This is a genomic window from Derxia gummosa DSM 723, assembly GCF_000482785.1.
In the GTDB taxonomy this organism is placed as follows: Bacteria; Pseudomonadota; Gammaproteobacteria; order Burkholderiales; family Burkholderiaceae_E; genus Derxia; species Derxia gummosa.
Map to the genome: position 1 here is coordinate 655466 of NZ_KI519499.1, position 26307 is coordinate 681772.

General features: G+C 64.0%; 18 protein-coding genes. 6 read left to right on the forward strand and 12 right to left on the reverse strand.

Features of this window, described 5'->3' with window-relative positions:
- Positions 1-70: 70 nt before the first annotated feature.
- Together H566_RS0120275 and H566_RS0120280 are read right to left on the reverse strand one after the other, a co-directional pair.
- Positions 71-874, reverse strand: a complete 804-nt coding sequence (locus H566_RS0120275) for a phosphodiesterase (RefSeq protein WP_028312869.1) — start codon at positions 872-874, stop codon at positions 71-73.
- Positions 875-975: 101 nt separating this feature from the next.
- On the reverse strand, positions 976-1890 hold the full coding sequence (locus H566_RS0120280) for a proteasome-type protease (protein ID WP_028312870.1): 915 nt from the start codon (positions 1888-1890) through the stop codon (positions 976-978).
- A 305-nt stretch (positions 1891-2195) separates the two neighbouring features.
- Between H566_RS0120280 and H566_RS0120285 the strand changes: the two genes are divergently transcribed.
- The gene (locus H566_RS0120285) at positions 2196-3467 is read left to right on the forward strand and encodes a Glu/Leu/Phe/Val family dehydrogenase (protein ID WP_028312871.1); all 1272 of its coding nucleotides are present in this window, start codon (positions 2196-2198) and stop codon (positions 3465-3467) included.
- 18 nt (positions 3468-3485) lie between these two features.
- Complete coding sequence (locus H566_RS29240; RefSeq protein ID WP_156924517.1) at positions 3486-4022, forward strand: hypothetical protein; 537 nt, start codon at positions 3486-3488, stop codon at positions 4020-4022.
- A gap of 151 nt (positions 4023-4173) precedes the next feature.
- On the opposite strand, the gene H566_RS0120300 is transcribed toward H566_RS29240, so the two are convergent.
- From H566_RS0120300 to H566_RS28620, 8 genes are all read right to left on the reverse strand, one after another.
- Positions 4174-4986 (reverse strand): transglutaminase family protein, encoded by an 813-nt coding sequence (locus tag H566_RS0120300; RefSeq protein WP_028312872.1) that lies wholly within the window; start codon positions 4984-4986, stop codon positions 4174-4176.
- A gap of 26 nt (positions 4987-5012) precedes the next feature.
- Complete coding sequence (locus tag H566_RS0120305; protein ID WP_028312873.1) at positions 5013-5999, reverse strand: alpha-E domain-containing protein; 987 nt, start codon at positions 5997-5999, stop codon at positions 5013-5015.
- A gap of 32 nt (positions 6000-6031) precedes the next feature.
- Complete coding sequence (locus H566_RS0120310; RefSeq protein ID WP_028312874.1) at positions 6032-7456, reverse strand: circularly permuted type 2 ATP-grasp protein; 1425 nt, start codon at positions 7454-7456, stop codon at positions 6032-6034.
- A gap of 94 nt (positions 7457-7550) precedes the next feature.
- The gene (locus H566_RS0120315; RefSeq protein WP_028312875.1) at positions 7551-8486 is read right to left on the reverse strand and encodes a transglutaminase family protein; all 936 of its coding nucleotides are present in this window, start codon (positions 8484-8486) and stop codon (positions 7551-7553) included.
- An 8-nt stretch (positions 8487-8494) separates the two neighbouring features.
- On the reverse strand, positions 8495-11047 hold the full coding sequence (locus tag H566_RS26690; RefSeq protein ID WP_034412296.1) for a circularly permuted type 2 ATP-grasp protein: 2553 nt from the start codon (positions 11045-11047) through the stop codon (positions 8495-8497).
- Positions 11048-11130: 83 nt separating this feature from the next.
- Positions 11131-14718 (reverse strand): transglutaminase family protein, encoded by a 3588-nt coding sequence (locus tag H566_RS0120325; RefSeq protein ID WP_028312876.1) that lies wholly within the window; start codon positions 14716-14718, stop codon positions 11131-11133.
- Positions 14719-14899: 181 nt separating this feature from the next.
- Positions 14900-16921, reverse strand: a complete 2022-nt coding sequence (locus H566_RS26695) for a DNA internalization-related competence protein ComEC/Rec2 (RefSeq protein ID WP_342668738.1) — start codon at positions 16919-16921, stop codon at positions 14900-14902.
- Between the two features lie 302 nt (positions 16922-17223).
- Positions 17224-17484: an AbrB/MazE/SpoVT family DNA-binding domain-containing protein gene (locus tag H566_RS28620; protein ID WP_084545325.1), complete on the reverse strand. Its 261-nt coding sequence runs from the start codon at positions 17482-17484 to the stop codon at positions 17224-17226.
- Positions 17485-17744: 260 nt separating this feature from the next.
- Between H566_RS28620 and H566_RS29535 the strand changes: the two genes are divergently transcribed.
- The 4 genes from H566_RS29535 to H566_RS28630 all read left to right on the forward strand — a co-directional run bounded on the left by H566_RS29535 (position 17745) and on the right by H566_RS28630 (position 21967).
- Complete coding sequence (locus H566_RS29535; RefSeq protein ID WP_084545326.1) at positions 17745-18275, forward strand: HAD domain-containing protein; 531 nt, start codon at positions 17745-17747, stop codon at positions 18273-18275.
- A gap of 1133 nt (positions 18276-19408) precedes the next feature.
- The gene (locus H566_RS29245; protein WP_156924518.1) at positions 19409-20089 is read left to right on the forward strand and encodes a neutral zinc metallopeptidase; all 681 of its coding nucleotides are present in this window, start codon (positions 19409-19411) and stop codon (positions 20087-20089) included.
- A gap of 271 nt (positions 20090-20360) precedes the next feature.
- Complete coding sequence (locus tag H566_RS29250; protein ID WP_156924519.1) at positions 20361-21293, forward strand: hypothetical protein; 933 nt, start codon at positions 20361-20363, stop codon at positions 21291-21293.
- 50 nt (positions 21294-21343) lie between these two features.
- The gene (locus H566_RS28630; protein WP_245591415.1) at positions 21344-21967 is read left to right on the forward strand and encodes a DUF1353 domain-containing protein; all 624 of its coding nucleotides are present in this window, start codon (positions 21344-21346) and stop codon (positions 21965-21967) included.
- 1083 nt (positions 21968-23050) lie between these two features.
- Here the strand turns inward: H566_RS28630 and H566_RS26700 are convergent.
- Both H566_RS26700 and H566_RS27815 read right to left on the reverse strand, forming a co-directional pair.
- A complete protein-coding gene (locus H566_RS26700; protein ID WP_034412299.1) occupies positions 23051-24466 on the reverse strand; it encodes a UvrD-helicase domain-containing protein in 1416 nt (471 codons plus the stop codon).
- Positions 24456-26177 (reverse strand): ATP-dependent nuclease, encoded by a 1722-nt coding sequence (locus H566_RS27815; protein WP_051379115.1) that lies wholly within the window; start codon positions 26175-26177, stop codon positions 24456-24458. Before H566_RS27815 ends, H566_RS26700 begins: the two co-directional genes overlap by 11 nt.
- Between the last annotated feature and the right edge of the window lie 130 nt (positions 26178-26307).

The window sequence follows — 26307 nt, forward strand, 5'->3', positions numbered from 1 at the left end:
CGCCCTGCAAGACCGTGACGGCCCTCGCGGCTTGCCGGCCGGACCGGCATGCGCGGTCGGCCGTGCCCGATCAGGCGTAATCGATCGGGCCGGCGCTGCGCTCGACCGGCATGACCGCCGATCGCAGCACGCCGCCCCCTCTGCGATGCAGAAGCCAGCCGGGCGGCTCCATCACGAAGGCCTCTGGCGCATCGGCGGCCGGCTCCAAGGCGATCTGCTGGGCGGTGGACGGCGCGGTCATGCCGATCGTGCCGGCCCAGCCGAGCGTGATCGCGCGGTGCACATGCCCGGCGATCACGCGCTTCACCTGCGGATGGCGCGCGATCACCGCCTCAAGTTCGGCCGCGCCCTCACGCACGCCAAGCCGGTCCATGAAGGCAATGCCCGTCGCAAACGGCGGGTGATGCAGCGCCACGATCGTCGGCCGCGACGATTCGGCGGCTAGCGCCGCGTCGAGCCATCCGAGCGTCGCCGCATCGACGCAGCCGTGCCCGCTGCCCTCGACCAGCGTATCGAGCGCGATCAGCGCAAGCGGGCCGATCTCGACGCGGTAATTCAGCCGGCCCTCGGCGGGCAGGTAGCGGTGATGCGTGAACACCTCGCGCAGCGGGCCGCGTGCATCGTGGTTGCCCGGCATCAGGTACACGGGCATGCGCGCTTCGAGCGGTCGGAGGAGGTCGGCGAGCAGCGCGTAGCTGTCGGCCGTGCCGGCATCGACGAGGTCGCCGGTGAGGACGCAGGCGTCGGGCCTCGCCTCGGCGCGCAGCACGGCGGCCACGGCCGCGCGCGCCATCGGCTCGGTCGGAACGATGCCCTGCAAGGGCGTGGCCGACACATGCAGGTCGGAAAGCTGGGCGAGGCAGAAGGCGGTCATGAATCCTCCCGGACCGGCCGCGCGCCAGAGCGACGCGGGCGGACATGCCCCGACCGCGAACGGCAGACGGGGCGGCAACCGGGCGCGACGGCCCGGCGCGCCTACTGTGCCTGTCCCGGCGTGCCGCCGTCGGCAACCGTCTGTATGCGCTCGCTGGCGGCCACCGTGTCGGACGCCAGCGCCGGCGGCACCGGCGCGCGCGGCGGCTGATGCTGCGGCTCGCGGTCGGAATGACCGTCGGCATGCTTCTGGCCCAGGCGGTAGTCCGGATGCGCGAAGCGCGAGCCGGTCTCGCCCCAGGTCGGATCCGGAATCTCGCCGAACACCTGCTGCAAGCGCTTGCCCCAGGTGTTGTGGATCATCTGGAAGTAGTGGTTGTCGTTGTCGATCTGGACGAAGCGCGTCACGCGCAGCGCATCCGATTCGTACACGAGCAGGTCGAGCGGCAGGCCGACCGAGATGTTCGAGCGCAGCGTCGAGTCCATGCTGATGAGGGCGCACTTGGCGCCTTCGTCGAGCGGGGTATCGGGACGGATGACGCGGTCGATGATCGGCTTGCCGTACTTGGCTTCGCCAATCTGGAAATACGGGTTCTCGGGCGTTGCCTCGATGAAGTTGCCGGCGGCATAAACCTGGAACAGCCTCGGCGGCTCGCCCTTGATCTGGCCGCCGAAGATCAGCGCGCAATTGAAGTCAACGCCAAACCGCTTGAGATGCTCGGCATCGCGTTCATGCACAGCCCGCACCGCATCCCCCACCACGCGCACCGCGTCGAACATGGTCTTGGCGGTCCAGACGGTCTCGCCGTCCTCGGTCGTGCGCTCTTGCAGCCACTGGCGCACAGCCTGGCTGATGGCGAGATTGCCGGCGGTCATGATGACCATCGTGCGATCGCCGGCGCGCTCGAACACGGTCATCTTGCGGAAGGTGGAGACATGGTCCACGCCCGCATTGGTGCGCGAATCCGAGAGGAAGACGATGCCTTCGTCGAGGCGCATGGCAACGCAGTAAGTCATGTGAGTCCCGAAGGCGAGAAAGCGGTCGATTTTAACAATCGCGTTTTCCGTCGCGTGACGCGAAAACCTGCCGACCGTCACGCGGCAGACGCATCCAGGGCCGCAATTGCGGTCGAATCCGCCGGCTTATCGACCCAACGCGGCGAAGCACCGGGGCGCATCCTGCATCCCAGTTTCGACGCCTTCCTGATGCGATCCAGGCCGCAAGGTCCACGGATCGTTCGCGCCCGGCCCGCTTCCTGAGCGACCGGGCGCTTTTTTTTGCCGCGTCGAAGCGGCATCGCAAGGCCACAGAGGAGTCAACGATGTCCAACCTGTCCTTCGTCCCTCAGAGCGAAACCAGCGCCTGGCAGACCTATCTCGCCCAGGTCGATCGCGTCGTGCCCTATCTCGGCCCGCTCTCGCGCTGGGCCGACACCCTGCGCCGGCCCAAGCGCTGCCTCATCGTCGACATCCCGATCGAGCTGGACGACGGGACGGTCTCGCATTTCGAGGGCTATCGCGTGCAGCACAACCTGTCGCGCGGGCCGGGCAAGGGCGGCGTGCGCTACCACCCCGATGTCACGCTCGACGAGGTGATGGCGCTGTCGGCCTGGATGACCGTGAAGAACGCCGCCGTCGCCCTGCCCTACGGCGGTGCCAAGGGCGGCGTGCGCGTCGATCCCAAGAAGCTGTCGCGGCGCGAGCTTGAAAAGCTCACCCGCCGCTACACGAGCGAGATCGGCCTCGTCATCGGCCCCGACAAGGACATTCCGGCCCCCGACGTCAACACCAACGGCCAGATCATGGCCTGGATGATGGACACCTACTCGATGAACGTCGGCGCGACCGTCACCGGCGTCGTCACGGGCAAGCCGCTCACGCTCGGCGGCTCGCTCGGCCGCGTGAAGGCGACCGGGCGCGGCGTGTTCGTGGTAGGCCGCGAAACGCTGCGGCGCCTGGGCACCGACCTGAACGGCGTGCGCGTGGCGGTGCAGGGCTTCGGCAACGTCGGCTCGGCGGCGGCGGAAATGTTTGCCGGCAACGGCGCGAAGATCGTCGCGGTGCAGGACCACACGGGCACCGTGTACGCGCCCGACGGACTCGACATCGCCAACCTCATGGGCGAGCTGCGCGCGCACGGCGGCATCGGCAACTTCGCGGGCGGCGAGCGCATCGCCGACGAAGCCTTCTGGGACGTGGAAACCGATGTGCTCATCCCCGCCGCGCTCGAAAGCCAGCTCACCGCCGAGCGCGCCCGCCGCGTACGCACGAAGGTCGTGCTCGAAGGCGCCAACGGCCCGACCACGCCCGAGGCCGACCTCATCCTCGGCGAGCGCGGCATCACCGTCGTACCCGACGTCATCGCCAACGCCGGCGGCGTGACCGTCAGCTACTTCGAGTGGGTGCAGGACTTCAGCTCCTTCTTCTGGACCGAGGACGAGATCAACCTGCGGCTCGACAAGATCCTGGCCGGCGCCTTCCGGCAGATCTGGGAGACGGCCGAGCATCACCGCATTCCGCTGCGCACCGCCGCCTTCGTGGTGGCCTGCACGCGGGTGCTCCAGGCGCGCGAGGAGCGCGGGCTTTATCCCTGATTCATTTCCGGCGGCAATTTGGATCGCACCGGATCGGGCAGACCGGCAATACCGCCCGATCCGCAATCGCGTTTTCCCGATCACCCGAATACGGCAATCCACCTTGCATCAAGTTTCGGTAACGCCAGCGGTAACCGCGCGCTGCTGGTCCGAATCGAATCGCAGGAATTGAATGGCGTCTCCAACAACCCGTCGCCAATTGAGGAGACAGTCATGTCAGGCAACAAGACCATCGTCAACCGTTCGAATGTCGCGCTTTCCGTCATCCTGCGCGGGCGGGTCGGCGCCGATCCGCACGGCGGTAGCCTGCCGCCCGTGACGGCCACCATCGCCCCGCAGGAATCGAAGACGGTCCAGTACGGCAGCAGCCAGAATCCCTTCCTCAATTCGCTCAATGTCGAGGAAAACTCGAACGGCTCGGACATCAGCGCCTTCTATCAATGCCTGAGCCGCGGCGGCCCCGGCACGCTCGACAATCTTTTCAACGCCAATTCGACCATCGAGATCAGCTACAACCCGGCCAATTATTCCTTCGCGCTGTCGGCGCACAATTGACGGCAAGATCGGCAGGCAATTGATCAGCGCGGAATCATTTCCGCGCCGATCGAATCGGCGGCGCGCAGGAATTGCGCGCCGCCGATTTGCATTGGATCCGGCAATTCATTCGCACGATGGGGCGGCGCGAATGGCCACCCGGCCCCGCGCTTCAGCGCGGCGTCACATGCACCAGCACGCGCATGCGCTCGGCGCCGCCCCCGCTGCGCATGCCGCGGATGGGCGCGGCGGATTCGTAGTCGCGGCCGACCGCGAGGCGCACATGGCGCTCGCCGGCAAAGCTCGCGTGCGTGGGGTCGATGCCGAACCACGCGCCGCCACCGGGCAACAGCGGATCCTCGGCCCAGGCCTCGACCCAGGCGTGGCTCGCCTCACCCGGCGCGCCCTCGGGGCAGAAGTAGCCCGACACATAGCGGCAGGGCACGCCCCGCGCCCGCGCCGCCGCCGCGAACACATGCGCATGGTCCTGGCACACGCCACGGCCCAGTTCCAGCGCCTGCGCGGCCGTCACGCCCACATGCGTGGAACCCGACTCGTACCTCACCGCCTCGCGCACGAGCTGCGCGAAATCCAGCAGCGCCGCCGGCCCCGGCCGGTCGCGCAGCGCGCCCGCGAAATCGAGCAGGCGCTCGTCGGGCTGGGTGAAGCTCGTGGGGGAAAGAAAGAGATGGGGCGAGTCGCCGCGATTGGGCTTCTCGTCGATGCGGCCGTCAGGCGACAGCTGGGTTTCGACCAGCCCGCGCGCCACGACATGGATCTTCGAGCCGTGGCTCGTGATCGATAGCGTGTGCATCGGGTTGTCGAAGGGGTCAGGCGTGGCGCCGAGCGCCACCGGCCCCGTGAGGCTCCATTCAAGCGCGCGCCGGTGGGCGCAGGGCCGCGGCGTGAGCCGCAGTTGCTGGATCGAGTAGTGGAACGGCGCGGTGTAGCTGTACGTCGTTTCGTGGAGGACCGACAGGCGCATGACTCCCGGCCCTCCCCTTCGGACGATCAACCGACCAGCGGGACGAGGAAGTCGCGCGAGATGCGGTTGCCGAGATCGCCCACCTTCTCGAGGAAGCTCGTCAGGTAGGCATGCAGGCCGGTGTGGAACACATCGTCGATGCGGCCATAGCTCAGCTCGGCGGCCAGCAGGCCGGCGCGGCGCTCGGTCTCGTCGCTCTGCACGTTGCTCACGCGTTCGAGGTTGCTCTGCACCTCGTTCATGCAGCTCGCGAGCGAGCGCGGCATGGCCTTGTTGAGGATGAGCAGCTCGGCCACACGCTCGGGCGTGATCACGTCGCGATAGACCTTGCGGTACACCTCGAAGGCCGACACCGAGCGCAGCACCGCCGCCCAGTGATAGAAGTCGCGCTGCGCGTCGGTCTGGTCGAGCGCGCGCATGCGGGCCGAGTTGGCGTAGTCGAGATGCAGGTCTTCGGCGCCGTGGAATTTGACGTCGAGAATCCGCGCCGTGTTGTCGGCGCGCTCCAGATGCGTGCCCAGGCGGATGAAGTAGAAGGCCTCGTCCGACAGCATCGTGCCCAGCGTCACGCCGCGCGACAGGTGCGAGCGGAACTTCACCCACTCGAAGAAGGCGCTCGGATCGGTGTCGAGCACCTTGCTCTTGAGCTGACGCTGAAGCTCCAGCCAGGTGTCGTTCTGCGTTTCCCACACCTCGGTCGTGAGCGTGCCCCGCACGGCGCGCGCGTTTTCGCGCGCGGCTTGCAGGCAGCAGTAGATCGAGCTGGGGTTCTCAGGGTCGCGGACCATGAAGTCCAGCACCTGACGCGCGACCAGCACGTTGCCGAAGCGCGCCTCGTAGCGGCTCAGCAGCTCGGAGATGCCGAGCATGCTGCGCCAGGCGCGATCGCTGTCCGCCGTCGATTGCGGCAGCAGCGCGGTCTGCACGTTCACGTCGAGCATGCGCGCGGTGTTCTCGGCGCGCTCGGTGTAACGGGCCATCCAGAAAAGGTGATCTGCGGTGCGACTCAGCATCTTGTGTTCTCTTGCTCGTGGGATGGCGCTGTTCAGGATTCGAGGACCCAGGTGTCCTTGGTGCCGCCGCCCTGCGACGAGTTGACGACCAGCGAGCCTTCGCGCAGGGCCACGCGCGTGAGGCCGCCGGGGCACATCGACACGTTCTTGCCCGACAGCACGAAGGGCCGCAGGTCGATGTGGCGCGGCGCGATGCCGGCTTCGACGAAGGTTGGGCAGGCCGACAGCGCGAGCGTCGGCTGGGCGATGTAGTTGCCCGGATTGGCCTTGATCTTGGCGCGGAAGTCCTCGATCTCGGCCGTGGTGGACGCGGGGCCGACCAGCATCCCGTAGCCGCCGGCGTTGTGGATCTCCTTCACCACCAGATCCTTGAGGTTCGCCAGCACGTAGCTGAGGTCGGACTCCTTGCGGCACTGGTAGGTCGGGACGTTGGAGATGATCGGGTCCTCGTCGAGGTAGAACTTGATCATGTCCGGCACGAAGCAGTAGGTGCTCTTGTCGTCGGCGACGCCGGTGCCGATCGCGTTGGCGAGCGTGACGTTGCCGGCGCGATAGACGCTCAGCAGGCCCGGCACGCCCAGCGACGAATCGGGGCGGAAGGCGAGCGGATCGAGGAAGTCGTCATCGACGCGGCGGTAGATGACATCGACGCGCTGCGGGCCGCGCGTGGTGCGCATGAACACGTAGCCCTTGTCGACGAACAGGTCCTGGCCCTCGACCAGCTCGACGCCCATCTGCTGCGCCAGGAAGGCGTGCTCGAAGTAGGCCGAGTTGTACATGCCGGGGGTCATGACCACGACCGTCGGATCGCTGATGCCCTGGGGCGCGCAGCTGCGCAGGTTCTCCAGCAGCATGTCGGGGTAGTGGGCGACCGGCGCGATGCGGTGCTTGGCGAACAGCTCGGGGAAGAGCCGCATCATCATCTTGCGGTCTTCGAGCATGTAGCTCACGCCCGAGGGCACGCGCAGGTTGTCTTCGAGCACGTAGTACTCGCCGGCACCCGCGCGCACCACATCGACGCCCGCGATGTGGGCATAGATCTGCTGCGGCACGTCGATGCCCTGCATCTCGGCGCGGAACTGGCCGTTGCGCAGGATCTGCTCGGGCGGGATCACGCCCGCCTTGATGATCTTCTGCTCGTGATAGATGTCGTGCAGGAACATGTTCAGCGCGGTCACGCGCTGACGCAGCCCCGCTTCCATCGTCTTCCACTCCGCCGCCGGAATGATGCGGGGAATGATGTCGAAGGGAATCAGCCGTTCGGTGCCGGCTTCCTCGCCGTACACGGCGAAGGTGATGCCCACGCGCCGGAAGATCAGGTCGGACTCGGCGCGCTTGGCGGCGATCAGCTCGCTGGGCTGTTCGCGCAACCACTGGTCGAAGTGGTCGTAATGCGGACGGACCTGCCGGCTCGCTGCGTCGGAATACATCTCGTCGAAAAAGCGCTGGACAGCCATGGTGTCTTGTTGTCTCCGATGGGCAGGTTTGCGGGGAGCTTGTTACCTTGGGTTAAGGCGCCTTCAATTTCCGTGCCACGCGGGGCACGCGGGCCTACACGGCCTCTTCCATCGGCATGACGGTGACGGCTACCTCAAGCGTGTGCGCGCCGCCCCCCTGCAGCACGCCCCGTAACGGGGTGACATCACCGTAGTCCCGACCATAAGCGACGGTCACATGCTTGGTTCCGACGATCACGTCGTTGGTTGGATCAAGCTCAAGCCAGCCGCCCTCGCCGCCCGACTCCGCACCGCAATAGACGCTGACCCACGCATGCGAGGCATCCGCACCGATCAGGCGCGGCTGACCCGGTGGCGGATTGGTGAGCAGATAGCCGCTGACATAGCGCGCCGCGAGGCCGATCGCGCGCAGCGCGCCGATCATCACGTGGGCATAGTCCTGGCACACGCCGTGGGCGAGCTTGAACGCCTCCAGCGCCGAGGTTTCGACATCGGTGCCGGCGGGATCGAAGGTGAAGTGCTCGTGCACGCGGCGCATCAGGTCGAGCGCGCCTTCGATGATGTCGCGCCCGGCCGGAAAGCTCGGCGCCGCGAAGGCCGCCAGCTCGGGATGGATCGCCACCCACGGTGACGGCAGCGCGAACTCGGCCGCCGCGTCATAGGGCACGCCGACGCGAAAGTGCAGCCCGTCGCGCAGCTCCTGCCAGTCGCGGCCTACGGTGGGCACGGCCGGCACGGCGCGCTCGACCACGGCGGTCGAGCACACGCCGAGCACCGCGTGCGAGCCGGTGATCGAGAAGAAGTCGCGCGCATTGCCGTAGCCGTCGATCCAGCGGCCGTGGCTCGCGGGCAGCGGCGCGATCATCAGCTCCTGCTCCTCCACCCGCTGATAGGGCAGACGCGCGAGCCGCAGCGCCGCGAGATGGTGCGCGACATCGACTGGCGCCGCGTAGTGGTACGTGGTCTGGTGGATGACCTTGAGCCGCTGCACCTCGATGGCGCGCGGAGCGGTGGCGACGCGGGTGTTCATGGTGCGCCTCAGGACATGACGGGGCGCACCCAGCCATCGGCGAGGCTGAAGTAGCGCCGGCTGAGTTCGTCGGACAGCACGCGCGACACCGAGCACAGCGCGCGTGCAAGCGCTGTCAACGCGCGCGGCACGCCGGCGGCGTCGGTGCGGCACAGGGCCGCGAGCTGCCAGGCATCGGGGTCGGGCACGCTGAAGGCATTGCCCTGGCCGCCGCCCGGCAGGCGCGAGATGTCGCGGATGAGCCGCGAATACACGTAGGCGAGCGAGCGCGGATTGCTGCGGTCGAGCACGAGCAGATCGGTGACGGCCGGCAATTCGACGCTGCGCTGGTAGATCGAGCGGTAGGTGATGATGCTGTCGAACAGGCCGATCAGCAGTTCGAGCCCGGCCGAGTAGTTGCCGGCGCCCGATTCGAGCACCGTGAGCATGCTGGTCGCGAGCGACGACAGCCGCTCGATCTGCCGCCCCGCCGACAGCAGCCGCCAGCCGTCGTCGCGCGTCATGCGGTCGGCCTGCGCGCCGGTGATAGCGGACAGGTCGTCGGCCAGCTCGCTCAGCACGCGCTGGGCGTAGGCGATGCTCCCGCCCGACAGCCGGCCCGGCGCCAGACGCCGGTCGAGATCGGTGCGCGCCGCGACGATCAGGCGCCAGTGGTCGGGCGCGAGCCGGTCGCGGATGTGGCCGGCCGAGCGTTCGAGCGAGGCGAGGTTGTTGGCGATGCTGCCGATCGCGTCGGGGTCGCCGAGGCGCCCCGTCAGCACCCGCTCGAACTCGGCGCGCGAGTTGCCGATCGAAGGCGACTCCCAGTTCACGAGACCGAAGTAGCGACTGAGCTGGGTCAGCACGTCCAGCACGGCGCGCGGCGGTTCGTCATCGGTTGCAAGCGCTGTCAGCACCTGGCGCGCGAGCCGCACGCCATGCTCGGCGCGCTCGGTGTAGCGGCCGAGCCAGAACAGGTTCTCGGCCGAGCGGCTCGACACCACGCGGCGCCGACCGGCGATCTGCTCGGGCCGCATGCGACCCGGCAGCAGCGAGAACTCGTCGACCGCGCCGTCGGTGAGCACCCAGGCGTCGGCGCTGCTGCCGCCGCTCTGCATCGACACGACGAGCTGGTCGGAATGCGCGGTGCGCACGAGGCCGCCGGGCAGCACCTTCCAGCCGCCGTTGGCGTCGCGGATCACGAAGGCGCGCAACATCGCCGCGCGCGGCACGATGCGGCCGTCGCTCCACGTGGGCAGCTGCGACAGCGGCAGGAATTCCTGCAAGGTGTAGTCGGCCGGGTTGGCGCGGATGCGCGCCTCCAGCGCGGCGATCTCGTCCTCGGTGGAATGGGCGCCGATGCGCGCGGTGAAGCGCTTGCCCCAGGTGCTCTTGACCACGAGCTGGCCGAGCTTGGGCAGCGCATCTTCCAGCGCGGCGTCCTCGCCGCACCACCAGGTCGGCAGCGAGGTCAGCTCCAGCTCCTGGCCCATCAGCTCGCGGCAGACCGCCGGCAGGAAACCCTGGATCGCGGCGGATTCGAGAAAGCCCGAGCCGAGCGAATTGGCCAGCAGCACATGGCCGGCGCGCACCGCCTGCATGAGCCCCGGCACGCCGAGCGCCGAGTCGGAGCGCAGTTCGAGCGGGTCGCAGTAGTCGTCGTCGAGACGGCGCAGGATCGCGTCGACCTGCTCCAGGCCGTGCAGCGTCTTGAGGAAGACGCGCTGGTCGCGCACCGTCAGGTCGCCGCCCTCGACCAGCGGAATGCCGAGGTAGCGCGCCAGATAGGCCTGCTCGAAATAGGTTTCGTTGTACGGCCCGGGCGTGAGCAGCACCACCTTGCCCGCCGTGCCGCGCGGGCAGTGCACGAGCAGCGAATCGAGCAGCGCGCGGTAGGTCGAGGCCAGATGCTGCACCTTCATCTGCCGGAAGGCCGACGGAAACAGCTTGTTGATCGTGACCCGGTTCTCGAGCGCGTAGCCGAGGCCGGACGGCGCCTGGGTGCGTTCCGACACCACGCGCCAGGTGCCGTCCGGCCCGCGCGCGAGGTCGAAGGCCGCGATGTGCAGGAACACCCCGCCCGCCGGCACCACCCAGCGCATCGGCCGCACATAGGCCGGATGGCCGACGGTGATGGCTGCCGGCAGCAGGTTGTCATGCAGCAGGCGCTGCTCGCCATAGAGGTCGTGGAGGATGCGTTCGAGCAGCTCGGCACGCTGGGCCAGGCCCGATTCGAGACCGGCCCATTCCTTCGCGCTCACCACCCACGGCAGCAGGTCGAGCGACCAGGGCCGCGACGGGCCGTTCGGGTCGGCGTAGACGTTGTAGGTGATGCCGTTCTCGCGGATCTGCTGATCCACGGTCTGGGCCGCGTCGTCGAGCTGGGCGAGGCCCGGCAGGCCGAGCGTGTTGAAGAACTGCTCCCACTGCGGCGCGAGCCGCTCGCGCGAGGCGTCGCAGGAAGAACAGCCGCGCAGCTCGTCGAAATGACCGTGGCGGGCCGGCACCGCGATGCGGGCCGCGCGGGCCGCCGCGTCGGAGGCGGCGCCGACCGTCTCGGCGCCAGAGAAGAGGGATTCCACAGGGATGCTTTACCGTTCGTGACCCGCCCTCGTCAGCGGGCCGGACGGCCCGGAAGGCAAGCCTTCCGGGGACGAGTGACCTCTCAGCGCCGCAGGTCGAGCGTGAACGGGAATTCGAGGCCCGCCTTGTCGCGGCCACGCCCGATCGGCTCGACCACCATGCGGCCCGGGGTGTGACCGATGGTACTGAAGCGCGCGAGCCGGCGGCTCTCGGCTTCATAGGCATTGACCGGGAAGGTCACGTAGTTGCGGCCGCCCGGATGCGCGACGTGGTAGCGGCAGCCGCCGAGCGACTTCTCCATCCACGTATCGACGATGTCGAAGGTGAGCGGCGCATGCACGCCGATGGTGGGATGCAGCGCCGACGGCGGCTGCCAGGCGCGGTAGCGCACGCCGGCCACGTACTCGCCCGCGCGGCCCGTGGGTTGCAGCGGGATCGGCCGGCCGTTGCAGGTGATGATGTGGCGCTGGTCGTTCAGGCCGGTCACCTTCACCTCGACGCGCTCCAGCGACGAATCCACATAGCGCACCGTGCCGCCGATCGCGCCTTCCTCGCCCATGACGTGCCAGGGCTCCAGCGCGTTGTGCAGGCTCAGCTTGATGCCGCGCGCGGCCGCCTCGCCCACGAGCGGGAAGCGGAACTCCAGATGCGGCGCGAACCACGCCGGATCGAAGTCGAAGCCCGCGTCGCGCAGGTCGTGCAGCACATCCTCGAAGTCCATCTGCGTGAAGCTGCGCAGCATGAAGCGGTCGTGCAGCTCGGTGTTCCAGCGCGTGAGCGGCTGGGTGTAGGCCTTGTTCCAGAACATCGCGATGAGGGCGCGCAGCAGCAGCTGCTGCACCACGCTCATGCGCGCATGCGGCGGCATCTCGAAGGCGCGCAGTTCCAGCAGGCCGAGGCGCGTGCCGCCCGCTTCCGGCGGGTACATCTTGTCGATGCAGAACTCGCTGCGATGGGTGTTGCCCGTCACGTCGATGAGGATGTTGCGCAGCGTGCGGTCGATGAGCCAGGGCGGCATGTAGGCCGTGCCCGGACCGCCGTTGGCGGCGAGCAGGCGGGTGATTTCCTGGCGCGCGATCTCGAACTCGTGCACCTGGTCGTTGCGCGCCTCGTCGATGCGCGGCGCCTGGCTCGTCGGGCCGATGAACAGGCCAGAGAACAGGTAGCTCAGCGACGGATGGTTGTTCCAGTAGGCGACCAGGCTCGCGAGCAGGTCGGGCCGGCGCAGGAAGGGGCTGTCGGCCGGCGTGGCCGCGCCCATCACGAAGTGGTTGCCGCCGCCGGTGCCGGTGTGGCGGCCGTCGAGCATGAACTTCTCGGTCGAGAGGCGGGTGTAGTGCGCCGCGTCGTAGAGGAATTCGGTGTGCTCGACCACCTCGTCCCAGTTGGCGGCCGGGTGGATGTTGACCTCGATGACGCCCGGATCGGGCGTCACTTGCAGGATCTGCAGGCGCGGATCGCGCGGCGGCTGGTAGCCCTCGAGGATCACCTTGATGTCGAGATCGGCCGCGGTGGCCTCGATCGCGACCAGCAGCTCCAGGTAGTCGTCGAGCAGCTGAAGCGGCGGCATGAACACGTACAGATGGCCGCCGCGCGTCTCGACGCAGAGCGCCGTGCGCGTGATCCAGTGCGCCGACTGGAAGCGGTCGGGCTGGGTGGTGTCGCCGGTCTGGGCGAGCGGGGTCTGGAAGCGCGCGGTGCTGGCATGGTCGCCGGCCGGGCCAAGGTTGCCTTCGCCGCCCGAGGCGTCACCGCGGGCGAGCGCGGCGGCGCGGCGGCCGTCGGCGTCGAGCGCGCCGTCGGCGGCGCCGAAGCTGCCGGTGCCGGCCGGGCCGTCGAGGCCGGCCACGCCGCCACCAACGCCCGCGCCACCGGCGCCGTAGGCGCCTTCACCGTTGCCCCAGCCGGTCTGGCCGGCCGCGCCGGTGTTGAACATGCCGCCCGGATACTGGGCGCGCAGCGAGGCGTAGGTGGGCAGCGCATCGCGCGGCGCGAACGGGTCCTGCTCGATGAGATAGGGGTAGTCGCCCTTCTTCACCCAGGGCAGCGAGTCGAGCGGCAGGCGGTAGCCCATCGGCGAATCGCCGGGGATGAGGTACATGCGCTCGTCGCGGAAGAACCAGGGGCCGGTGGTCCACACCGGGCCGCCGAGCTGGACGTTCCAGTCGCGCTTGATCGGCAGCACGTAGCCGATGGTCTTGGTCAGGCCCTGGTCGAACACGCGGCGCAGGCGGGCGCGTTCGAGTTCGTCGTCGAGCTTGGAATCGAACGGATCGACGTTGACCGGCAGGCGGCGCTCGCGCCAGAGGTAGTACCAGGTGTCCTCGTAGCCGGGAACGATGAAGTCGGCGGTGAGGCCGAGCTTGCGTGCGAGCGTGTCGATGAAGCGCTTGGCGTCGGTCTCGTCATAGGTGGACGGCTGGCGCTCGTCGGCGAACAGGTCGGGACGGGTCCAGATCGGCTCGCCGTCCTTGCGCCAGTAGCAGCTCAGCGCCCAGCGCGGCAGCTGCTCGCCCGGATACCACTTGCCCTGGCCGAAATGCAGGAAGCCGCCCTCGGCGTAATGCGCGCGCAGGCGCTGCACGAGTTCGGTGGCGAAGCCGCGCTTCGTGGGGCCGAGCGCGTCGGTGTTCCATTCGGCGCCGTCGCGGTCGTCCACGCTGACGAAGGTGGGCTCGCCGCCCATCGTGAGGCGCACGTCGTTGGCGACGAGGCTCGCGTCGACCTTCTGGCCGAGCTTGAGCACGGCGGCCCACTGGTCGTCGGTGTAGGGCAGCGTGACGCGCGGCGACTCGAACACGCGCTGGACGCTCATGTGGTGCTCGAAGCTGACCTCGCATTCGTCGATCAGGCCGCTGACGGGCGCGGCGGCGCTCGGCTCGGGCGTGCAGGCGACGGGGATGTGGCCTTCGCCGGCGAGCAGGCCCGACGTGGGATCGAAGCCGATCCAGCCGGCGCCCGGCAGATACACCTCGCACCAGGCGTGCAGGTCGGTGAAATCGACCTCGGTGCCGCTCGGGCCGTCGAGCGACTTCACGTCGGGCTTGAGCTGGATGAGATAGCCCGACACGAAGCGCGCCGCGATGCCCAGATGGCGGCAGAGCTGGACCATGAGCCAGGCCGAATCGCGGCAGGAGCCGGACGCGAGTTCGAGCGTTTCCTCCGGCGTCTGGATGCCGGGCTCCAGCCGCACGAGATAGCGGATGGCCTGCTGGAGCTTCTGGTTGATCGCGACGAGGAAGTTGACCGTGCCGGCCTCGCTGCGGTCGACGCCGTCGAGCAGGGCCTTGAACAGCGGGCCGTATTCCTTCGTTTCGAGGTAGGGCGCGAGTTCGGCGGCGACCTGGTCGTCGTACTTGAACGGGTACTTCTCGGCCTCGGGTTCGAGGAAGAAGTCGAAGGGGTTGTAGACCGCCATCTCGGCGACGAGGTCGACGGCGATGCGGAAGCGCGTGGTCTTTTCCGGGAAGACGAGGCGCGCGAGGTAGTTGCTGAACGGGTCCTGCTGCCAGTTGAGGAAGTGCTGCTCGGGTTCGATGCGCAGCGAGTACGACAGGATCGGCGTGCGGCAGTGCGGCGCGGGGCGCAGCCGGATGACCTGCGGGCCGAGGTTGATGGGCCGGTCGTACTGGTAATCGGTGATGTGGCTGAGGGCGACGTGAATGGCCAAGTTGGGTCTCCGCTTTAGGCGGCCGAGTTTGTATCAAGTTTTGTGCCACTGGATCGTGAAAGCGCGGGCATTCGATTGGATACAAGCCACTGTGACCGGGGGACGACGACGGGCTTGCATCACGCATCGCGCAAGCCGCGCCTGACGGGCGGCACGCGGTTCCGCAAGGCGGGCCGGGCGCTCAGCGATCGCGCCAGTAGGCCGGGCGGGCTTCGCGTTCGGTGATGGCGCGCCAGCCCGACGCACCCGTTTCGAGCGTGATCGCGCCCGAGTCGTCGCTGCGCAGCATCTGCATGCCGGCCGCGCGCAGGCGGTCGAGCACCTCGGCGCGCGGATGGCCGAAGCGGTTCCGCCAACCCGCCTGCACCACCGCGAGCCGCGCCCCGGTCGCGGCGAGGAATTCGGGCGAGGAAGAAGTGCGGCTGCCGTGGTGCGCGACCAGCAGCAGCGAGGCCGCGAGCGGCGCGCCGCGCACGAGCAGCTCGCGCTCCGACTCGGCGTCGATGTCGCCGGTGAGCAGCACGGCCTCGCCGCCGGCCTCGATGCGCAGCACGCAGCTGAGCTGGTTGGAACTGCGCTCGCGCGCGTAGTCGGCGGCAGCGGGGTGGAGGACGGTGAAGTCGGCGCCGTCCCAGCGCCAGTGCTGGCCGGCTTCGCAGCGACGCGCGACGGCGGGTGACGGCGGCGCGAGCCTCGGCAGCACGGGCGCCAGCACCGGATCGCCGGCGTCGATGGACGTGAGCAGCCAGCCCGCGTCGACGCGCGCGAGCAGGCTGGCCGCGCCGCCCGCGTGATCGCTGTCGCGGTGCGAGAGCACGAGGCCATCGAGCCGGTCGATGCCGAGGGCGCGCAGCAGCGGCGCGATGACGCGGCCGCCGGCATCGCCGTCGCTGCCGTAGCGCGGGCCGGTGTCGTAGAGCAGGCGGTGATGCGCGGTCTCGACCAGCACCGCCGTGCCCTGGCCGATGTCGATCGCGGTCAGGCGCAGCTGGCCGTCGGCGGGCGGCGCCACCGTCACCAGCAGCAGCGGCGCGCAGAACAGCGCCCCGGCCGCGCGTGCCGGCACGCCCCGCGGCAAGGCGAGCCAGCCGAGTCCGGCGATGGCGAGCGCGGCGGCCCAGGCGGCGGGCGCGGGCAGTTCGGCGCTGGCCCAGCGCGGCGCGGCCAGCGCATCGAGCGCGCCCGCGAGCCAGCCGAACAGCGCATGCGCGAGATGCAGCGGCGCCTCCCAGCCCGTGGCCGCGCCGGCCAGCCCGCCCAGCAGCGCGAGCGGCGTGACCGCATAGCTCACGAGCGGAATCGCCAGCGCGTTGGCGACCGGCCCGATCACCGGCGCCGACTGGAAGAAGAACAGCGTGAGCGGCGCGAGCGCGACCGAGATGGCGAGTTGCAGCCGCGCCGCGAGCAGCAGCGACGGCAGCCCGCGCCGCGCGACGGCGCGCGGACTGCCGAGCGCGACGGCGGCGCGCAGGCGGGCAGGCGCGCCGGGCGGCGCCAGCCGGTCCGGCCCTGCGTCGGGCGCGAGCGAAGAGTCGTCACGGCGTGGGCGGCCGCCCGCCGCCTCGGGTGGATCGGGCTCCGCCCCGCCCTGCCCGGCCGCCGCGAACATCAGCACCGCCACCGCGACGAAGCTGAGCCAGAAACCCGCCGCCCGCACCGCCCACGGATCCCAGGCGAGCACCGCGACCAGCGCCACCGCCAGCACCCGCCCCGCCCTCGGCCGCACGCCGATCGCCCGTGCCAGCGCCACCACCGCGAGCATCGCCAGCGTGCGCTGCGCCGGCACCGCGAAGCCCGCCAGCAGCACATAGCCGCCCGCCACCGCCAGCCCGGTCCAGGCCGCGAAGCCGCGCGCGTCCATCCACTCGGCCAGCGCTGGCGCCCATCGCGCCAGCGGCTTCCACCACCGCCGCGCCAGCCAGCCCGCGAGAGCCGCGAGCATCGTGATGTGCAAGCCGCTGATCGCCAGCAGATGGGAAATGCCCACGCGCGAGAACAGCGCCCAGTCGGCCTCGCCTGGAGAAGTACAAATAAGTCGTGAACTGAGCCAAATACTCGTGAACTGCCGATTTTTTGACAAATACTCGCGTACTGATAGGCGTGCCGACGACCCGGCATTGACAAATAAGTCGCGAACTAAGCGCCAACTCCTTGTTTTTGTTGAATTTTTTGAATGCGTGGCTGCGACAGCCGCCACGACCACGAGGATGAATTCTTAAGGCTCTCCGGTTGCCATAAGACCCTGAGCCCTCGACGGAGCTCCAAATCCAGGGTTTCGAAGCGTTTTTGCCAAATACTCGTGAACTGAAAATTCAATTTTGCCAAATACTCGTGAACTGACTTTCTGCCAACGAAACGAATTCCGGCGTTAATAGTTCCATGTGGCGTTATTCCCCTGCGGAGCAGTTTTAGAACCCAGACGGCACCTCTGAAGCTGCGCCGCTGACCCAGTTCTTCGCTACGGCTCAAGGGGGAAGCAGCTTCGCCTTCGCAAATGGGCTTGCGTCACCAAACTTCCGCTCCCATGGCCGGCCCATTCAGACCCGGTCCGTGCTGGTTCTCCGGCGTCATTACAGCCAGCAGGTCGTCAAGGCTTTCGCTCGCCAGCTCTAGGACCAGTCGACCAACCTCGACCCGCAGTTCAAGGCGCTGGCCCACCTGCATGCCAGCTTCCTTCAGTAACAGTGCAGAGAGCCGCACAGCAGCACTGTTTCCCCACTTCTGAATCTCAACGCGCACAGCATCCCTTTCGAACTGTTTGTGCATTGCAGAAACACAAGATGCCGAGGGCAAGCACACGTCAGCGTTCTTCCGCTCTCAGCACTACTGCAATTGACATCGCTCGCTCGCGGGCATCGGCGGTGATGCTGCCCTAGTTTTCCAGACTCTCATCGTTCGCGCCAAGTCATTGATAAATAACGGAAATTTAAGCAACCAATATCTCGTGAACTAACTTTATTCAGCGGAGATGCAACCAAGCACTACTGATTTTATGTACAGTAAAGATTCAAAGAATGGCTTGTGCTATGAAAAATGAGAATCCGATAGCCGGTATTGGCAAGCCGGCGGTAGTGCTTTATCTGGACTTCGATGGAGTCCTACACCCCGAAGACGTCTGGCATAAGCCCGGCGTCGGGGCGTACGTGCGCACGCCCGCGGGTCATTCACTTTTTGAGCATGCGGAGTTGCTCGAGACACTCCTTGAGCCGTATCCGACTGTTGGCATCGTTCTTTCCACATCGTGGGTAGTGACCCTTGGCTATGCGCGTGCTCGCAGTTATCTGCCACCGCGACTGAAGGAACGCGTTGTCGGAGCGACATACCACTCAACCATGAATCCTCTCGAATTCCGCAATTTGCCGCGAGGAGAACAGGTGCTTGGAGATGTAACTCGCCGTCGTCCTAAGAAATGGCTTGCGGTTGACGACACTGATGACGGATGGCCTTCGCACTTCCGTGAGAACGTCGTGATTACAGACCCCGTTGATGGCTTAAGCCACCAACAATGTCATTCTGCACTGAGGGCTCGACTGGCTCTAGCAATGGCGCCCAAGTAGGCAACCCTAACTGACTGTCGTGAGTTGGTGAGGCGGTTTCTCCGCGCGCATGGCCCATGCGCTGCTGCCGCAAATGAAGACGGCGCACCCGATTATCGAACTCGTGCTCCGTGACATGGCCTACAGCTGCCAGCCTTTGCGGGCACTCGCTTGGGAACCGGGCTTGCGTCTGGACGCTTGCGCCAGTCCCTTGGTGCGGTCGGCGGGCTTCGTACCGCAGCACCTGCGCTGGCGCTTCGAGCAGTACTTCCTTTAGCTCGTGAAGTGGCGACGCATCGCCCACGTCTGGACAGACGGCAAACCGGGCTTCGCTCACGACCTTGGTTGGTGTGTCCTTGGGCTCGAACTGCGGCGCTCAGGGGTATGAAAACTAGCTCTTAGGCGAGCGCTGCCACAGGCGCCCGGTAGTGCGACTGCTCACGGCTGCGAGTCCACGGGCGCAATCAGACTGCAGACGCAGTGCATGGCCACGCATGTGCTGTTTGCCGGCGCTGCCTCCAAGCCACTGCAGCGCGGGATTCGGACTAAGCAATGCGGCTGCCTAAGAATGCCGCGGCGATTTGGGCCTTTCACTATGCCGCCAATGTCCAATTGCGAGCCTGTCGGCAGAAACTTAGCTTTGTACGCCTTATGTACGGGCAGGAGACCACGGTGAATCTGTCTGAAGGTGTCTCTCGGCTAAGCAAGCTCTTTGCTTTTTTCGTTTTGGCGCTATCGCTCGTGTCCGTTTCCATGGAAGCGGTAGCAACCTGCTCCGACAGCAAGGTGAAACGTCTCTCAGGGCAAGGAAAGACCGTCGCGGCCATTGCTCGAAGCTGTGACATGGACGCAGACGACGTTCGGTCCATCCTTGAAGATGATGATGAAGAGCCCGAGCCGGAGCTCACGCCAAGCCGCCGGCAGACTAGAAGACCGTTGCCCGACCCGCGAGAAACGGAAGGGCTTGCGCCAGGGACGCCTCTCTCACCATGCGGTTGCTGGGGTGTGGTAGTTCCCGGCTATCGCGAGCCTAACGGAGCTTGCCGTAACGGTTTCGCGACGCCTCGCATGTGCCCACAAATGTGCCCGGCAGGGGGCTACGCATGGCAAGGCGTGTGCGGCTAACGGCTGCGCTCTCGCGCCTAGGTGTTCAGGTGACGAAAGTCGCTCGCTGGCTCACTAAGCTGGCAGTCTTTGCGACCTTGCTCTGGTTGCTTTTTCCAGCGCGCGGCGAGAATCCCCTCCCAAATTGCCTCTACGGAAAGTACACGCAAGGCAACGAGGAAACCGCTGTCGAGCCGTGCGGTCCAGACACGAAAGGTATCGGGGCGGACACAGACGTACAGGCAGTCATGCGCACGTTTGAAATTCCACCAAACATGGTCGCGTTCCAAGCTTGCCCGGGAGGGCGGTTCTTGGCCATGCCGAACGTCAATGACGACGGGCACTTTTTAGTGCGATATCCGAGCCATGTGCAGCAAAACTACCTCGCCCCCATCGTCCACGAATTAGCGCACGTTGTGCAAATGCGTGACGCCGGCAATCTTGCGGCACTAGACCCCAAAAATAACTCGCGACGTATTGAGCTTGGAGCCGACTTTCTGGCAGGCCTTGCATTCAACATCGCGCTAAGGCGATTGAACGGGGATGACTTTGAGACAAACCTACAGTTGGCAGGTTCATACAAGGTAGTAGCGGACGACCATGGCCCGCCAGAGCATCGCGGTCAGGCGTTCCGGCGCGGACTGACACGAATGGACCCATACCCGAATCTCACCATTGTTGAGGCGATGAGGTACTGGAATGCTAATGACTACGCCCGTATTCGTCGCTAGAACAGGTTCTGCACTTGTTGGCTTGCTCGCTAGCGCAGGCATAGCTTTGGCGGCCGATATAGAGCTAAACCGAATAAATGCGTGTGGGGATACCCTGGAAGTATTTTCTAGCTTGAAGTGGCCAAGCACCAGTTGCAGGTCCCCCTCTGGAGCCATAGAAAGAGCTATCCGAGAATTCGCTGCTGGCAGCGATGTGAAACTGTGCTTTATGGAGCGACCGCCTGTCTCATCCCTATCGGATTTTAGGTGCATTCAATCAACTTTTCGAGGCGTGAGAGACCTCGCGTGCTATCGCTCAATTTCCCCAAGTCTGCTGACTGACTACAAGACGAACTTCTCCGGTCGATACGCAGCACAGACATCGTCGTACATTGAGCAAGCAAAGCGGTGCAAGGGCTCGAACGGCGACGCATCAAGAATTATCGACACCACCTTCCCTTCAATTTTTGCGCCGGTCGCTGAGCACGAGTTCGGCTTTAATGTTCAGTACGGTGACACTAGGCCGGGCACGGCCATGGTTAGTCACGGATTCGCCAAGGCATCGCCCGCAATTTCTCAGCGAGGCTATGACGCCATCGAGTACATCGTATATGCCAATGCAATGGCTAGCGAACTGCAGGCGTATACAACCCACGGGAACTGGAACCTGCACGTAGACACCTCTCCTGAATTTGCCACGCAATTCATCAATGGACTCAGGCGCCAGGGACTGAATGCTTACCTCGCTTCCGTGGATATCGACATACAGCGAGCCCCCCGCGCCTCAGCCATTCCAAAGAGTCCGTCGCTTGTAGAAGCGCTGTCAGAACTTGTCGTCGCAAGGCTAGAAGATGAAGGTTTCACTGAAATGGACGACGACGAACTCAAGCAGCATACGGGTAAGACCCGTGAGCAGATGAGCAACACTGTCGTCAAGCAAGTCTCTTTCGGTGCGCGCAATCTAATGAATGGGCGAGTGCCGCAATTTCGCCTTTTAATGAAAAAATCAGGTGTGCCATGCACAAGAGAAGGACGAGGTGCAATTGCCGCCTATCTCTTCACATTGGAGGGCGAAAGCGGCGTGCAGGTTGATTTCGGCGGCTTCTCAGCAATGCTAATTGGTTTTGGGACCTGCGCCTCATCCGCGAACTCGGCGAAGGAGTACATACGCAACCTAGTCGACGAGTCAAAAGAGGCTGTTTTAGACGAACTTAGTCGTCGCTGACGTACTTTGTTCTGCTTAGTTCTTTGTGGCGACAATGAAGGGAGACAGGAATGCAAACCAATGCGAGGCGACAAATTCTTCAAGCGGGTGGGCTTGCTCTCACACTAGGTGTTGGAGCCCTAACGCCTAAGCTGAAAGCGGAAGAGCCTTATTCTGACTCGGAAGCTGCAGACCGCTGGCTGCTGCCGCTTTTGCATGCCCCGGGCGCCGTAGCAGGTGCCTTGCACATGGGACGCTTCCGTGACCGGGTTTACTACCTCGACAAGGAAATCAAGTGGTTTCCGGACCCCGGCCAAGATGCTCCCGCCATAGTTGTGCCGGCTGGCTTCGTCACCGACTTAGCGAGCATCCCGCGTGTGTTTTGGTCGGCGCTGCCTCCGGACGGCGCATACACCTTCCCTGCTATCGTTCACGATTACTTGTACTGGATACAGAAGTATCCGCGCGAGACAGCAGACCGGGTCCTTCGATACGGAATGGATGACATGAAGGTATCGAGTGACGTCGCAGCAATAATCTACACAGCTGTAAGAGTTGGCGGCGGCAGCGCTTGGGCAAGCAACGCCAGGCTGAAACAGGGCGGCGAAATGCGCCTGTTACGCGAATTCCCAGATGACCCCAGAACCACTTGGGCGGAGTGGAAGCAACGAGAGGGTTGCTGCTTGAAAATCTGAAACGTCACGTGCACTGTGGCCACGCCCTCGCTACGCTAACAGACGAGTTCAGCAAAACCGTAGTTGCCCATTCACTTAATGCAGACGTATGCGTTGAGTGCTTCAAGCAGGGATTTTCAAAAAAGGGATATGGCGTAAGCGATGAGTGGTGTGCATGCCTCGCCATCGGGACAAAGATGCGCGAATCGCTCAGGGGGCACGCCAAATAGTTGCATACTAATAGACATAGCACCTTCGAGGCTATTGAAAATAATAGCCTACTGGAATTCCATTCATTTTTAGTTTAAAAACAGCTCACTTGGTTGTGACAGCCATCACGGCATTGGCGACAATCCTCTTACCAAGAAATGGCTTGCGGTTGACGACACTGATGACGGATGGCCTTCGCACTTCCGCGAGAACGTCATGATTACAAACCCCGTTGATGGCTTAAGCCACCAACAATGTCATTCGGCACTGAGGGCTCGACTGGCTCTAACAATGGCGCCCAAGTAGCCAATCCCAGCTGATTACCTGACGGTTCAGCGAGTTTGTGAGGCGATTGCCCAGGACGACAACGTACGGCTCAGTCTGGCCGCCGACTGGGCCGTGCCTGCGCGCACGCCGTGTCCTACATCGGGAAAGTGAAGAACTTTCTCGTTGGCATCTCGTTGGCACTATCCGGCCACCCACCTGCTCCAACTACCCTGCGGCACCAAATCGGCGAATCTGGGATGAACTGTGAAAAATAGACGCCACCCGCAATTCGTACAGGCGAGGTATCGCGAGAACGCCCCCCTCGCAGTACTCGCACAGCGTCATCAGGTGCCTGTCACCGGCATCCGATTCATCGAATGTTCTTTTGATGAAATCTGCGGGCTACTCGGCGAATGGCCGCTGCCCGCAATGTTGCCTCCGGTGGTGTTGAGCCATACATGACTGGAAAGGAGCGACAAATCAAATCGTAATTCTATATTCGAAATGGCTTATTCAGACGGCAGGAATAGCTTGAATCCACTGTCGGAAGCACCAAAAGCGTTCATTCTAAATAGTCACGAGTACCAAGAATCTAATAGGCTCCCGAAGATGGACAACCTTCAGCAGTCAGGCAGGAATCCAATTTGCGGACGAACACACTACTAGGCGTCGCGCACCTCGAGTTAATGCTACATACAGATTGCACGCATCCATTACTTCAGGCTGCAAGATGACCGCGACGTCGGCTTCCAACCCTTTGAGAAGAAGCGTGCTCCCCACTGCCCTACGGGCCACAGGGCGACCTTGATGCCGATTTCGCTCACGTGCTTGCAGTACTTCTTTTAAGAACGTACCGCCACCGCTGACGACCGCTCGCATGGCAGACCGACAGCAATGCAGCACTTCCGGCCTAAAAACCCGTGCATCGGGCTGTTCTTCTAACCGCTGAAGCAGCTCGAGCGCTGCTTTACATGACGGATTGGCCCTAAACGCCAACGCTGCCGTCTCTACGGGGGACGGAGGCTTAATAGCGCGACCGCTTTGAAGCGTCTCAAGACGACCAAGCAAGGCTGCGGCCGCAACCCCGGTCATCGTTTCAGCGGCAAAGTTGATGAGCAGCTCGAGTGCATCGGGCCTGCTTAAATCAAAACGCCGTGCAAAGTGCGTTAGGTCACCAAGGTCAACTGCTTCAACCGAGACGGCTCCCGGAGTCTGACTCGTCAATTGATGACGTCCGCGAGGATTGCGCGCATCGCCGATGATGAGGATGGTGTTTTCATTCTCTTGAAGGCGTGTAAGCGCGGCAGCACGCCTCCCCCGCTCCAAATCGGCTGCGTTGAGCCGCGTCCATTGCATATTTGGTATTGCTGTAGAAACGTCGATGGAGCGCCCCAGCCGCAATTCGGCCCTGACATGCAACAGCCATCGGCCTAGTTCCTCGGTACCCGCATTTATCCAACGCCATGGCGTTGCAAGTTCACTGACGGGCGGAAACTGAGTTATGACATCACGCTCCCAGTCGACTAGTTGGTTACCTGCAAAGCCAAATATGGCCTGCATAGGGTCCCCAAGCACCACGGTGGGAAGCATATCTGCAAGGCCATCTACAATCGCGTGCTGTACGACATTACAATCTTGGTACTCGTCGACCAACAACCGCGCGTAGGTTGCACTCAAGGCTGCGGTCAGATGACCGTTCCGAATGAGATTATAGGCAGCATTTCTTATTGCAGGGTAATCGTTGCGCGGGTCTCGAATTTCTAGAATACGCAAGTCGCAGGCGCTGCGCATCGGAAACATCGAAACCAGGCGCATAGCAAAGCCATCAATAGTAGCGACTTTGAAGGCTGAGGCGGCGACCCCCGCCTTGTTCATGCGCTGACGTAACGCGGCGGCTCCTGCGTTTGTATGAGTCAAGACCAACACGGGCTTTGGACCGGAATGGCGCACCAGCGTCGTGGCAATAAGGTGAGTTTTGCCACATCCCGCAGGGGCCGTGACCGACCCTCGACCAATCGCAAGTAAGTCGATTTCAGCCGGCATGTGTCCAAGCACCAAGTGTGCAAATGAGTTCTTGAAACCCCACTTCAGCCATAGCCAAATTTGGTCCTACAATATCTCTTGCCACGTCTTGGAATACAGATATAGACTTAAACCAACCACCGCCCTTGGAGGCATTAGCGAGCAACCTTCTTGTCGCAGGCGTAAACTCACCTAATAGCCACTCGCCTTCCAAATCGCCCAGCGCAATCTTGCCAGCTGATTTCGACTTGAGATGGTCATTTATCAAATCGCGGCCAAGAATATCGATAGCCTTGGCTATTAACTTATCAATGGCCACGTATGGCAGACTAAGAAACAATTCGTCCTCAAGTGCTCGTCCGGCCCGCCAAGTTACTGACTGGCCTCCAGCTGCGTGAAATGCGTCGACCACAGCTGGCGTCGGAGGCTTATCCGCATCGGCAAGGACTAGCACGCGATATCCAAGGCGCAGCAGAGCAGTGCCGCGCTCAAAGCAGCGGTTTGCATTGCTGCCCTTAGTATCCACATAGGCGCCGCCTAGCGCGAAGAACGAGGCCTGACCGTTATTAACCCAATATTGGTCCAGCCCTCGAGCGAAGCCGACCTCAGACGCCCCCTCACATACGACAATAGACTTTGCTAAGAACGCCTCAGCATGCTCGCGCAGAACACCTTGCATGCTTTCCTGTGCTCCGACGCGGAACACCTGATGCCTCTCGACGTCCTTTCGCACGACGAAAACTTGGTCTGCAGTCAGCTCTCGCAATGCCACCGGAGAATGACTTGTCATAAAGACTTGGAGCGAACTGGCTACTTCTTTAGCCCCAAGAGAATCAAGCAGCCGTGCCAATCGGTGTGGCTCCAGGCCATGCTCAACTTCGTCAACTAGCGCAATTGATGCTGTCTCCGCAGATTCCCGCTGTAGTCCTGCAACAAGCAATCGGGACGAGCCAGTGCCAAGGGAGCGCAGCGGAATGCCGGCTTCGTTGTGCAACGCTATGGCACCATCGCTAATAGACACCGAATGAGCATCAAGCAGCGCCTTAGCTGAGGCCCCAACCGGGACGCCCAAGTTTTGGGCGACTCTCGTCACCCTCGTCAAAGTATCTGCCAACCGTTTATCCGCTTGGTCTCCAAAACTAGTGCGCGCTTGGCGCGCGGCTATCGCAAGCTCCGGCCCCAAGTCTGCTCTATCATCAGTTAATCGGTTAAGCACTGAATTGCGCGACCACGACAGATTGCTATTTGCGTAATTGCCAATGCGGGCCGGTGCCAAAGCGGTGCGGTCTTTCCATGCCAAACCACGTTCGATGCCGTCACGTTCGGCCCGCTCGGAAAAAAGGCTCCACACCGGCTCAAGGTCACCTTCAACGGTCAGTTGAAACGTCAAGACAGTTAGGATTCCATGTCTTGGCTCGTCTTCAACTTTGCCGCTCGCCAAGTCAAAGCCACGCAAAAAATCGCCGTAACTATCCAGATTCAATAACGCATCGGGCAAATCGCTGAGAGTCACGGATATAACGATTGGCTTAGTGACATCCAAATTGTGGAAGTCCGCATCGCCGAACGAGGTATTACGTCTCGCACCCAAGCAAAAATCTATCGCGTCAAGGATAGTCGATTTTCCGCCATCACCAGGTCCGACCAGGCAATTAATACCCGATGATGGCACCCATGACATTGCCCGTATCGAGCGAAAATTTTGAATTGCAATATGACAAATCTTAGCCATGAATTCATCCTAGCAAAAAGAGTGTTGACGATATGGACTTAGAGCCCGTTTGAAAAAACTCGAGAACAGCCGCTCACAGAAGGCCTGCGCACTCTCCGCCATCAAAAATCGCCTCATTTTTTGCCAGAAC

Bases quoted from the DNA above. Each gene is read 5' to 3' on its own strand.
- H566_RS0120275 (WP_028312869.1), bottom strand. From the start codon at position 874: ATGACCGCCTTCTGCCTCGCCCAGCTTTCCGACCTGCATGTGTCGGCC.
- H566_RS0120280 (WP_028312870.1), bottom strand. From the start codon at position 1,890: ATGACTTACTGCGTTGCCATGCGCCTCGACGAAGGCATCGTCTTCCTC.
- H566_RS0120285 (WP_028312871.1), top strand. From the start codon at position 2,196: ATGTCCAACCTGTCCTTCGTCCCTCAGAGCGAAACCAGCGCCTGGCAG.
- H566_RS0120300 (WP_028312872.1), bottom strand. From the start codon at position 4,986: ATGCGCCTGTCGGTCCTCCACGAAACGACGTACAGCTACACCGCGCCG.
- H566_RS0120305 (WP_028312873.1), bottom strand. From the start codon at position 5,999: ATGCTGAGTCGCACCGCAGATCACCTTTTCTGGATGGCCCGTTACACC.
- H566_RS0120310 (WP_028312874.1), bottom strand. From the start codon at position 7,456: ATGGCTGTCCAGCGCTTTTTCGACGAGATGTATTCCGACGCAGCGAGC.
- H566_RS0120315 (WP_028312875.1), bottom strand. From the start codon at position 8,486: ATGAACACCCGCGTCGCCACCGCTCCGCGCGCCATCGAGGTGCAGCGG.
- H566_RS28620 (WP_084545325.1), bottom strand. From the start codon at position 17,484: ATGCACAAACAGTTCGAAAGGGATGCTGTGCGCGTTGAGATTCAGAAG.
- H566_RS29535 (WP_084545326.1), top strand. From the start codon at position 17,745: ATGAAAAATGAGAATCCGATAGCCGGTATTGGCAAGCCGGCGGTAGTG.
- H566_RS28630 (WP_245591415.1), top strand. From the start codon at position 21,344: ATGCAAACCAATGCGAGGCGACAAATTCTTCAAGCGGGTGGGCTTGCT.
- H566_RS26700 (WP_034412299.1), bottom strand. From the start codon at position 24,466: ATGCCGGCTGAAATCGACTTACTTGCGATTGGTCGAGGGTCGGTCACG.
- H566_RS27815 (WP_051379115.1), bottom strand. From the start codon at position 26,177: ATGGCTAAGATTTGTCATATTGCAATTCAAAATTTTCGCTCGATACGG.